This window comes from Pseudoalteromonas sp. SWYJ118, from assembly GCF_015864505.1.
Lineage (GTDB): Bacteria > Pseudomonadota > Gammaproteobacteria > Enterobacterales > Alteromonadaceae > Pseudoalteromonas > Pseudoalteromonas arctica.
Map to the genome: position 1 here is coordinate 70,177 of NZ_JADYXC010000003.1, position 11,741 is coordinate 81,917.

Annotated in this window: 6 protein-coding genes; all 6 read left to right on the forward strand. The window is 41.1% G+C overall.

Annotation, left to right across the window (positions count from 1 at the left end; translation table 11 throughout):
- Positions 1 to 9 precede the first annotated feature (9 nt).
- Positions 10 to 2,004, forward strand: a complete 1,995-nt coding sequence (gene malQ / locus I6F48_RS04795; protein WP_197118931.1) for a 4-alpha-glucanotransferase — start codon at positions 10 to 12, stop codon at positions 2,002 to 2,004.
- Positions 2,005 to 4,212 carry a 1,4-alpha-glucan branching protein GlgB gene (gene glgB / locus I6F48_RS04800; RefSeq protein WP_197118932.1) on the forward strand — a complete coding sequence of 736 codons (2,208 nt, stop codon included), beginning with the start codon at positions 2,005 to 2,007 and terminating at the stop codon, positions 4,210 to 4,212.
- Positions 4,205 to 6,268: a glycogen debranching protein GlgX gene (gene glgX / locus I6F48_RS04805; protein WP_197118933.1), complete on the forward strand. Its 2,064-nt coding sequence runs from the start codon at positions 4,205 to 4,207 to the stop codon at positions 6,266 to 6,268. The genes glgB and glgX overlap by 8 nt, the downstream gene beginning before the upstream one ends.
- Positions 6,261 to 8,798 carry a glycogen/starch/alpha-glucan phosphorylase gene (locus tag I6F48_RS04810; RefSeq protein ID WP_197118934.1) on the forward strand — a complete coding sequence of 846 codons (2,538 nt, stop codon included), beginning with the start codon at positions 6,261 to 6,263 and terminating at the stop codon, positions 8,796 to 8,798. Before glgX ends, I6F48_RS04810 begins: the two co-directional genes overlap by 8 nt.
- A gap of 14 nt (positions 8,799 to 8,812) precedes the next feature.
- Complete coding sequence (glgC, locus tag I6F48_RS04815) at positions 8,813 to 10,114, forward strand: glucose-1-phosphate adenylyltransferase (protein WP_197118935.1); 1,302 nt, start codon at positions 8,813 to 8,815, stop codon at positions 10,112 to 10,114.
- Between the two features lie 82 nt (positions 10,115 to 10,196).
- On the forward strand, positions 10,197 to 11,732 hold the full coding sequence (locus I6F48_RS04820) for a glycogen synthase (protein ID WP_197118936.1): 1,536 nt from the start codon (positions 10,197 to 10,199) through the stop codon (positions 11,730 to 11,732).
- The last annotated feature ends 9 nt before the right edge of the window (positions 11,733 to 11,741 follow it).

The window sequence follows — 11,741 nt, forward strand, 5'->3', positions numbered from 1 at the left end:
GGCGATTCAATGGATGCTCTTTCGCAGTTGTTTTACCTGCATGGTATTGGCTTTGAATTCACTAAGTATACAGGTGAACAGGTGTTCTTTAGCGAAGACACGCGTAAACGTGCTTTGCAATGTTGCGGTGTTGATACAAATAACGAAGCCGAAATAACTCAACTAACTTATGATTTAGATGCATCGCTTTGGCTGGATTTAGTACCCAGTGTGAGTTTGGTTGACCAAAAAAAATGCGCTTTAAAGCTTCGTATAGACGAACGTCAGCAGTATTTAGCCGCCAACATTAATGTCCCTTCTCTTGGGATTAATATAGCGGTTGAGAACCTTTATAATTTGGCAGTTACAGGTGAATATTACTTACATGGCGTTCGCTATATTGAGCTGGCACTACCCATAGATAATATGCCAATTGGCTATCATGACGCCAATGTTCAGGTAGGTGAGCAACACGCTATTACACAAATTTGGTGCGTGCCTGAGCAAGTCTATCAAGTTGAAGACACAAAGCGCACAGGGTTATCTATTCAGCTTTACACATTAAAAAATAAAGCGAATTTAGGTATTGGCGACTTTGACGATTTACTAAAGCTTACAAAATTATGCAGCTCGCAAAATATGGATTACATATTACTTAATCCACTGCATTTGTTATTTGCTGATATGCCAGAGCGCGCAAGCCCTTATAGCCCTAGTAGTCGCGCTTTATTAAACCCTCTTTATATTTCCATAGTATTAAGCGAAGACGCAGCAAATAACGAAAAGCTTAATACTCTAATGCAGCAAGATGATGTAATCGCGTTATTGCAAAGCAACGATCAGTTTATAAATTACGAAAATGTAAGCCGTATAAAGTATGCGTTATTTGAAGCGCTTTATAACCAGTTTGAACTAACAGCAAGTGATGAGCGTCGCCATGCTTTTACAGATTTTTGTAATACTCATTCAACGACGCTAAACACCCTCGAATCAGATAACGTAACGTTTGATTATTACCTGCAATGGCAAGCACATATTCAATTGGCACAGTGCCAAAAAAGTTGTGCAGAGCAAGGTATGGCTATCGGGTTAATAAACGACTTAGCCGTTGGCTGTGCGGGTGATGGAGCCGAATTTAAAAACCAAAAAATATTGTTTAGCGATGGTGCAAGTGTAGGTGCTCCACCTGATCCATGGGCCGAAGCTGGCCAAAACTGGGGGCTTCCAGCACTAAACCCTCAAAGTCTTAGTAATAATCACTACCAATTTTATCGCTCGCTCATTCGCGCAAACATGCAAAATGTAGGTGGACTTAGAATTGACCACGTAATGGCTATTAGACGCCTATGGTGGTGCTTTGAAAATAATGGCGAACAAGATGGCTGTTATGTTTACTACCCGTTTGAGTACTTACTCGCGGTTTTAAAAATTGAATCGCATATTAATCAGAGTATCGTAATTGGGGAAGATTTAGGCGTTGTACCGCCAGAGGTAAGGCAGGCTTTGGCTTCAAGCGGTATCTTTTCTAACAGCTTATTTTATTTTGAAAAACAACACAGTGGTGAATTTTTATCGGTAAATGAGCTAGCAACACATTGTTTGTTAATGATAGCCAATCACGATGTCCCCCCATTTACAGGCTGGTGGCAACATGCTGATTTAAATATTAAACAACAATACAAGCTAATTACTGATGACGAATACGCGCAATTAAAGCAACAGCGAACAGAAGAGCAGCATAGGCTACTACGTTTTATTAATCACCATGGCAATGCAACTGATCTTTTGTTACATAGCGATGCAATCGAAGTTTATAACGCACTTGCATTGTGTTTGGCGGGTTCTCAATCGCGTTTATTTGCAATACAAATAGATGATTTAGATGAGCAGCAGTATCCGGTAAATATCCCTGGGACAGATAAAGAGTATCCTAATTGGCGACGTGTATTAACGCATACCAGTGAAGAAATTTTTACCAAAAATGCCTCACTTTTAGCTGCTATCGATTCAATAAGGAAAGATTAAATGAGCAGTACAACTAATGAAAATAGTTACGATGCACAAGTACATGCATTAAGTACAGGGCGTTTTAAAGACCCATTTAGCTTTTTAGGGGCACATGAAACAAGCGCAGGTACTGAGATTCGCTTTTTCTTACCAACGGCATTAAACGTAAGCGTTACATTAAATAATAAAAATATTGAAGCACAGCGCTATCAACAAAGTGACTTATTTATAGCCAAAGTTGATGCACTACCCACTGCGCCTTATCAATGCATTGCTCAGTACACAAATAGCAGCGTTACCTTTTATGATGAATACAGCTTTGAAAGCACTCTTGATGCAGAGGCCATGTATTTATTTAACGAAGGCAGCCTTGAGCATGCTTACTCTCATTTCGGTGCACATTTTAGTACTCAACAAAACGTAGAGGGTGTGCGCTTTTGTGTATGGGCGCCTAATGCTGCAAGTGTCTCTATTATTGGTGAGTTTAACTTTTGGCAAGCGAATCGCCACTTTATGCGCTTTCACCCGGCAAGCGGTGTATGGGAGTTATTTGTACCAGGCCTTAAAGCCGACATGTGCTACAAATTTGCAATTACCGCCCAAAGCGGAGAAGTACTTGAAAAAGCCGACCCCTATGCATTTAAAATGCAACAAGCACCTGGTACTGCAAGTGTTCTGCAGTATAAACCAGAACCTATAAAGCTTGGCGAGCAGGAACTTCAAAACCGACAAAAGCGTAATCATATTGATGCGCCAATTAGTATTTATGAAGTGCATTTAGGCTCATGGCAACGCGCTGAAAACAACCGCTATTTAAGTTATGCAGAACTTGCTGACAAACTGGTTAGCTACGCCCTTGAAATGAATTTTACCCACCTGCAACTTATGCCAATAAGTGAATACCCATTTGATGGTTCGTGGGGTTATCAACCCGTTGGTTTATTTGCTCCTACTAGCCGTTTTGGCGACTACAACAGCTTTAAATACTTTGTAGAGCAGTGCCACAAAGCTAATTTGGGTATTTTACTTGATTGGGTACCTGGGCATTTTCCTAGTGATCCGCATGGCTTGCACCGATTTGATGGCACACATTTATATGAACATGCCGATAAGCGGCAAGGTTTTCATCCTGATTGGAATACCTACATTTATAATTATGACCGCCCTGAGGTTAAAAGCTTTTTAATTTCAAATGCTATGTACTGGTTACATCAATTTGGTTTAGATGGTCTGCGTGTAGATGCCGTAGCCTCTATGTTGTATTTAGATTACAGCCGAAAAGAAGGTGAGTGGATCCCTAACTGCTACGGCGGGCGCGAAAACTTAGGTGCAATAGAGTGCTTAAAACAAGTCAATATGCGCAGCTACAAAAACAACCCGGGCATTATGATGGTGGCCGAGGAGTCAACAGCATGGCCAGGCGTTACCCAAAGTGTTGAGCATAACGGTTTAGGTTTTGGCTATAAATGGAATATGGGCTGGATGAACGATAGCTTGCATTACATGCAACACGACCCGCTTTATCGTCAGCATCATCATCACGAAATGACTTTTTCGATGGTATATGCCTTTAGTGAAAACTATATATTGCCATTAAGTCACGATGAAGTAGTACACGGAAAAGGCTCGTTAATTGAAAAAATGCCAGGCGATGATTGGCAGAAATTTGCAAACTTACGCGCTTACTACGCATTTATGTGGGCACATCCGGGTAAAAAGCTCTTATTTATGGGCGGCGAAATTGCACAGCGAAAAGAGTGGGGGCACGATCATTCTATCGATTGGCATTTACTTGAGCACCAAAGCCATAACGGGGTAAAGCAAACCGTAAAAGCGCTCAATACCGTTTATAAAAACCAACCCGCGTTGTATGAGTTAGATTCGAGTGCGGCAGGTTTTACCTGGATAGATAACAATAACAATCAGCAGAGCATTTTAAGCTTTGTTCGCTATGCTAAAAACGCAAAAGACTTTGTGGTTGTTATTGCTAACTTTACCCCCGCGTCATATGAAAACTACGTTATTGGCGTACCAAGTAAAGGGCGTTACAAGGTTATTTTAAATACTGACGATACTCAGTTTTTTGGCTCAGGCGTTGAGGTAACTAAAGATTCATCGCAGATAGTTAATGCTATCGATGAGTCAAACCATGGCTTTAAACACAGTATTTCAATTGCCATTGGTGGCTTAACCACTGTTTACTTACAAAAGGTTGATGATGAGTAACCAATTTGATGTAGCCCCTGGTAATGTAGAGCCGTTAGGTTCTAGTGTTATTAATAACGGGGTTAACTTTGCGCTTTACGCACCAGGTGCAAGCCAAGCTTATGTGTGTTTGTTTGACAAAAGTGGCCATTCAGAAATCCTAAAAATGGCGATGAATATCAACGAAGGTGGCATTTGGAGTATTCATATTTCGCCATTAAGCGCAGGCGCACTTTATGGCTTTAGAGTTGAGGGTGAATATAACCCTAAAAATGGTCAATTATTTAACGAAAATAAGCTACTTATAGACCCGTACGCAAAAGACTTGTTTGGTGAGTTTACTTGGAGCGAACGCCATTACGGGCAAATGCCAATTGGCACTAAAAGCACCGTAAATAATGCCATTGATATACCTAAATCAAAAGTAGCGGCTCCTACTTTGTATGCGCATAAAAAGCCAAACCACCGTTGGTCAAACACGGTTATTTACGAGTGTCATGTTAAGGGCACAACGTGTCGTCATCCTAAAATACCTAAATCTCTTCAAGGAAAGTTTTTAGGGTTAAGCCACCCAAGCTTTATTGAGCACTTACAAAGCTTTGGCGTTACAGCAGTTGAGCTTTTACCTGTTCATTCATTTATTAGTGAGCAATTTTTAACTGCAAAAGGGCTGCAAAACTATTGGGGTTATAACACGCTTAACTTTTTTACCCCTCATAAAGACTATTTGGTAAACGACGATATAAACGAGTTTAAGCAAATGGTGCGTGAGCTTCATGCAGCCGACATAGAAGTGATTTTAGATGTTGTTTATAACCATACAGCAGAGGCGGGGGCAGATGGCCCTATATTATCGCTAAGAGGCTTTGATAACTTAGCGTATTACCGCACAGTAGAAGGGCAGCCTGATGTATATATAAACGATACTGGCTGTGGAAATACCATAAATATTGACCATCCTAAAACCCTGCAATTGGTACTCGACAGCCTTCGTTATTGGGTTGAGGTAATGGGGGTTGATGGTTTTAGATTTGATTTAGCGACCATTTTAGGGCGCTCGAAAGCAGGCTTTAGCTCTGCACATACTTTTTTACAAGTGGTAGCTCAAGACCCAGTGCTAAACAAGGTTAAGCTAATAAGTGAGCCTTGGGATATAGGCCCTGGTGGCTATCAGTTGGGTGCATTTCCACCGCCATGGCGAGAATGGAACGATCAATACCGCGATGTAATTAGGCGTTTTTGGCAAAGTGAAACAGGCATTATTGCAAGCGTTGCAAAACGTTTGCATGGATCGTTTGATATTTTTGAGCACAGCCAGCGTGGACCACTCAATAGTATTAACTTTATAACGAGTCATGATGGTTTCACGCTTGCTGATTTAGTGAGTTATGAGGAAAAACATAACGAAGCTAATGGTGAGCAAAATCGAGACGGGCACAGTGCAAATCACTCGTTTAACTGCGGAGTAGAAGGCTTTACCAGTGACTCAAAAATAAATGCACTGCGCTTACAACAACAAAAAAACTTTTTACTTACTTTGATACTCTCAAAAGGTGTACCCATGATTGCCGCTGGCAGCGAAATGGCGCACTCGCAAGGGGGTAATAACAATGCCTATTGCCAAAATAATCGTACGAGTTGGCTTGCCTGGAAAGATTCTCAGCTTAATCATTCGCTAACACGATTTATTGATGACGCGTTAAAAATTAGACGCGCACACAGTGCGTTTAAGCACAGTGTATTTTTAGATGATATAGACGAGCGTTTTACCGTTAAGTGGTTTACCGAACAAGGTAAAACCATGACTGACGCGCATTGGCATGAAGATACCAGGCAGTTTTTAATGTATAGCTTACTTGATAAGCAAAACAATCATGCATTACTGATGGTCTTTAATGCCAGTAAAAAAACAGTTTTTTGCCAAATGCCGCCTTCGCCTATTAATGCGCCGTGGCAAATGGTTTTATCAAGTGTAAATAATGCATCTGTGAGTAGTAATGAAGATGCGATGGTTGAAATTTCAGCACAAAGTAGTTGGGTTTTTAGTGCTAATTTAGAGGATGTAAGTCATGGCTAAACAAAGTGAACAAGTATGTGTAGTAAAGGGCTGGCAAGAAGGTCCTGTTATAGATGAAAGTACGCTTAAAGATGACTTAACACGGCATTTTTATTATACCCTCGGCCGCGATAAAGTTGGCGAGTCGCAGCATTATTTATATCACGCATTAGCGCTTACTATTCGCGACAGACTTGTTGCGCGTTGCAGAGAAACAAACCAGCAAATTAAGCAAAATAAACGCCGTAAAACAGCCTATTTATCGCTTGAGTTTTTAATGGGGCGTGCGCTTGGTAATGCCGTTTTAAATTTAGATTTAGACGAGCAAGTAAGTTCAGCGCTACAAGAATACTGTACAACAATAGAAACGATTGAAGATGCCGAGCACGACGCAGGCTTAGGTAATGGTGGTTTAGGCCGCTTAGCTGCTTGTTTTTTAGATAGCTGTGCTAGTTTGGCATTACCGGTAATTGGTTATGGCCTTCGTTACGAATACGGCATGTTTAACCAATCAATCAAAGATGGCAATCAAATTGAGCAACCAGATAATTGGCTACGCGAAGGGCACCCGTGGGAGTTAAGCGCACCAGAGCACGCTAAACGTGTTAAATTTGGCGGCTACGTGCAAAGTTACACAGATAAATTTGGCCGAGAGCATCGCCAGTGGATGAGCTCACAAGATGTATTAGCAGTCCCTTACGATGTCCCCGTCCCGGGTTATAAAAACAATATTGTAAATACGCTACGCTTATGGAAATCAGAAGCGACGGATGAATTTAACTTAACCGAATTTAATGCCGGTAGTTACTCAGAAGCCGTTGCACAAAAAAACCTAGCTGAACAAATTACCATGGTGCTGTATCCAAACGATAGCAGCGAAAATGGTAAAGAGCTTAGGTTGCGCCAACAATACTTTTTATCGTCTGCGAGTATTCAAGATGTAGTAGATCAATGGGTTTCTCAACATGGCGAGAGTTTTAGTGACTTTGCTGATTTTCATGTTTTTCAGTTAAACGATACGCACCCAAGTATTGCTGTTGCAGAGCTGATGCGCATTTTAATTGATGATTACGAACTTGACTGGAACGATGCTTGGCAAATCACCACTAAAACAATGGCTTACACAAACCATACGCTACTTCCTGAAGCGCTTGAAAAGTGGTCTGTTTCGTTGTTTTCAAAACTATTACCACGCATTTTAGAAATAGTTTACGAGATAAACGCACGCTTTTTAGCACAAGTTGCACAGCAATGGCCAGGTGATGTTAATAAACAGCGTGCCTTATCGTTAATTGAAGAGGGCGACGAGCCGCAAATTCGTATGGCTTACTTAGCCATTGTAGGTAGTTACTCTGTAAACGGCGTAGCGGCACTGCATACCGAACTTTTAAAAGCGGGCTTATTTAAAGAGTTTTACGCGCTGTGGCCAGATAAATTTAATAACAAAACAAATGGTGTTACACCAAGACGTTGGCTTGCGCATTGTAATCCTATTTTAAGTGAATTAATCAGCGAAAAAATTGGTCATGGCTGGGTTAAAGACTTTTCAACAATTAGTGACCTACGCCGCTTTTATGACGACAAAGCATTTCATGGGCAATGGCAAAATGCTAAACGTGAAAACAAACAACGTTTAGTTGATTTAGTTAAGGCGCGCTGCGATGTAGATTTTGATGTATCAATGATGTTTGACGTACAAGTAAAACGTATTCACGAATACAAACGTCAGCTATTAAACATACTTCATGTGATTCATTTATACGACCGTATTCGCCGTGGTGATACCCAAGGGCTTGTTCCTCGCTGTGTTTTATTAGGTGGTAAAGCAGCGCCGGGTTATTACATGGCTAAAAAAATCATTAAGCTTATTAATAACGTGGCAGAGGTTATAAATAAAGACCCGTTAGCAGCCCCGTATTTACGCGTCGCCTTTTTACCTAATTACAACGTAACCGCTATGGAAGTGATTTGTCCTGCAACCGATTTATCAGAGCAAGTATCTACCGCAGGTAAAGAAGCATCTGGTACTGGCAACATGAAGTTTATGATGAATGGTGCATTGACGATAGGCACGCTAGATGGTGCTAACATTGAAATTAGAGACGCTGTTGGTGCTGATAACTTCTTTTTGTTTGGCGCACAAGCGCATCAAATTGATGATATTAAATCGCGTTACAACCCTGAGCACTTAATCGCACAAAATAGTGATTTAAATAATGTAATGCAACTACTCGAAAGCGGTCATTTTAATTTGTTTGAACCGTGCTTATTTGACGATATAACCAATGCAATTAAAAGCCCGCACGATCCATGGCTTGTAGCTCACGATTTTGAGAGTTACGTAGCTGCTCAAAAAGAAGTAGATAAAGCGTACGCAGATCAAACCTACTGGACACAAATGAGTATTTTAAATACGGCAGCCAGTGGAATGTTTTCAAGTGATAGAACCATAAGCCAATACAGTGAAGACATTTGGCATTTAGAACCCCTCAATATTAGTGAAACAGACTTAACGACAACTAAAAGCCATGCCACTAACAGCCTAGACTAAATGGAGAGAGTATTATGCCTAATTATGCAAATCGCTACATAAGTAGCTTAACCCGAGAAACTTACGCGTTAATACTGGCAGGGGGTCGCGGTTCTCGCCTGCATGAGCTAACCGACTGGCGAGCAAAGCCCGCAGTTTACTTTGGTGGTAAGCATCGAATTATCGATTTTCCACTATCAAACTGTATTAACTCGGGTGTGAGACGCGTTGGTATTGCCACACAATATAAGTCGCATTCACTCATTCGCCATGTAAACCGCGCATGGGGGCACTTTAAAAAAGAGCTGGGTGAGTCGGTTGAAATACTCCCTGCATCTCAGCGCCAAGGTGATGATTGGTACTGTGGAACCGCAGATGCTGTTTTTCAAAATATAGATATTATTCGTCACGAATTGCCTAAATATGTGATGATTTTGTCTGGAGATCATGTGTATCGCATGGACTATGGTGCTTTACTGGCTGAACATGTGCAAAAAGGCGCAGATATGACCGTATGTTGTATTGAAGTGCCCGTAGAGGAAGCCGCAGATACGTTTGGTGTAATGACTGTTGATGAGCAAAACAGAGTGTGTCGTTTTGATGAAAAACCAGCAATGCCTAGCTCTGTACCGGGTAAGCCAGGTACTTGTTTAGCATCAATGGGGAATTACATTTTTAATACAGAGTTTTTGTTTGAGCAACTTAAAAAAGATTCTGAAAATGAAGGCTCAGGCCGCGACTTTGGCCACGATATTATTCCGGCGATTATAGAAGATCATAATGTATTTGCTTTTCCATTTAGAGATCCAGACCAAGAAGGGCAACCTTACTGGCGCGATGTAGGTACGCTAGATTCGTTTTGGGAAGCTAATATGGAGCTGGTAATGCCAGAGCCACAACTTGATTTATACGATCCGACATGGCCAATATGGACATATCAAGAGCAACTACCGCCTGCTAAATTTATTTTTGATGACGATGACAGACGCGGTATGGCATTAGACTCTACTGTGTCGGGTGGGTGTATTATTTCGGGCTCTGCAGTAAGGAAGTCTTTATTGTTTTCTAATGTCCATGTTCGTTCTTTTTGTACCATTGAGCAGTCTGTTATTTTACCTGGCGCCATTATTAATCGAGGCTGTAAAATTAAGCGTGCGATAATAGACAGAAGCTGTGAAATACCTGCAGGTCTTGAAATCGGTTTTGACAAAAAAACAGATGAAGAAAACGGCTTTAGGGTATCTAAAAAAGGCATCGTTCTTGTTACCCGTGATATGCTTACTGAGCTTGCAAAAAAGTTAGAGCGCCAGGCGCGTGAGAATAAAAAGCTAGCGTAAAATACGTTAAATATTAAGCACGACAACAAAGCTTGCTCATTTATGAGCAAGCCCACACAGATTTAAAGGAAGTAGTAAATTAATGCATGTATTAATGGTTGCAGCAGAAAATGACGCGTTACCGGGCGCAAAAGTAGGTGGTGTTGCAGATGTAGTGCGCGATGCTCCTAAAGCACTCGTCAAAAAAGGTATAACGGTTGATGTTGTTATTCCTGACTACGGGTTTGAGCCGCTTGAGCGTATTTATATAGGTGAAGTAACCGTTGCATTTAATGCTCAACCGCATGTATTAACACTTTTCAAAATAGAGCAACCACAAAGTAATGTAAGCCAAATTGTTATTAGCCACCCATTATTTAGTGAATCAGGCAGTGTATATTGCAATGACGCGCCGGGGAGGCCATTTGCAACCGATGCCACAAAATTTGCTTTATTTAATGCAGCTGTTTGTGAAGCATTATTGCAAGGTGTATTAAAGCGCCCAACAGCGCTACATTTACATGATTGGCACAGCGCTTGCGTTGCAGTTTTACTCAAGTTTGAGCCACGTTATAGCTCACTTAACACCTTACATATTGCCTACACGGTGCATAATATTGCACTGCAAGGGATAAGACCTTTTAAACACGACGACTCAAGCTTAGAGGCGTGGTTTCCGTCACTTAGTTATAATGGCCAACAAATATGCGATCCGCGTTATCCGCATTGCTTTAACCCTATGCGCAGTGCAATTAACCTATGCGATAAAGTACATGTTGTATCGCCAACCTACAGCCAAGAGGTTCTTGAACCTAGCAATTACGAGCATGGCTTTTTTGGTGGTGAAGGGCTTGAGCAAGATCTTCAAAACGCAGCAAGCCAAGGTAAGCTTGTTGGTATTTTAAATGGCTGTGAATACCCAAGTAACACTTTAGAGGGGGTTACAATCGCTGATTTTTATAGCCAAGCAGAAAACACATTGTTTGGCTGGATGGCAAATAACGAGCAGTTACAAAGCGGCTATTATATTGCCCATCAACGACTACAACAATTTAAAGCTACGGCTAATGATGGGCCACTAGTCACAAGCGTTGGCCGACTTACAGAGCAAAAGGTTTTGTTATTGTGCCAGCAGGTAAATGGAACTTTAGCTATTGATAAAGTGTGCCAAGTAATTAATGAATATAACGGTAGGCTTATTATTTTAGGCTCGGGTGACAAAGAACTCGAGAGCATATTTACCAAAGCAATGGCACGTAATTCCAATCTTTTATTTTTGAAAGGTTATGGTCAAGGTGTTGGCGATTTAATGTATCAACTAGGTGACTTGTTTTTAATGCCAAGCTCGTTTGAACCTTGTGGTATTAGCCAAATGCTGGCAATGCGTGCGGGGCAACCGTGTTTAGTTCACAGTGTAGGCGGATTAAAAGACACGGTAAAGCATCATGAAAATGGATTTAGTTTTAATGGCGATACGTTGGCAACGCAAACGAGTAATTTAATTAGCTGTTTAGACGAAACTCTCTTAATTAAAAAGCAGAATCCTAAAAAGTGGCATAAAATAAAGCACAGCGCAGAGCAAATGCGTTTTTCGTGGCCACAAGTGGCAGCTGATTATATAACAACCTTATATAGGTAAATCGTTACT

What these genes read in the sequence shown, in the direction of transcription:
- malQ (WP_197118931.1), top strand. Translation starts at nt 10, where the DNA reads ATGGATGCTCTTTCGCAGTTGTTTTACCTGCATGGTATTGGCTTTGAA.
- I6F48_RS04820 (WP_197118936.1), top strand. Translation starts at nt 10,197, where the DNA reads ATGCATGTATTAATGGTTGCAGCAGAAAATGACGCGTTACCGGGCGCA.
- glgB (WP_197118932.1), top strand. Translation starts at nt 2,005, where the DNA reads ATGAGCAGTACAACTAATGAAAATAGTTACGATGCACAAGTACATGCA.
- I6F48_RS04810 (WP_197118934.1), top strand. Translation starts at nt 6,261, where the DNA reads ATGGCTAAACAAAGTGAACAAGTATGTGTAGTAAAGGGCTGGCAAGAA.
- glgC (WP_197118935.1), top strand. Translation starts at nt 8,813, where the DNA reads ATGCCTAATTATGCAAATCGCTACATAAGTAGCTTAACCCGAGAAACT.
- glgX (WP_197118933.1), top strand. Translation starts at nt 4,205, where the DNA reads ATGAGTAACCAATTTGATGTAGCCCCTGGTAATGTAGAGCCGTTAGGT.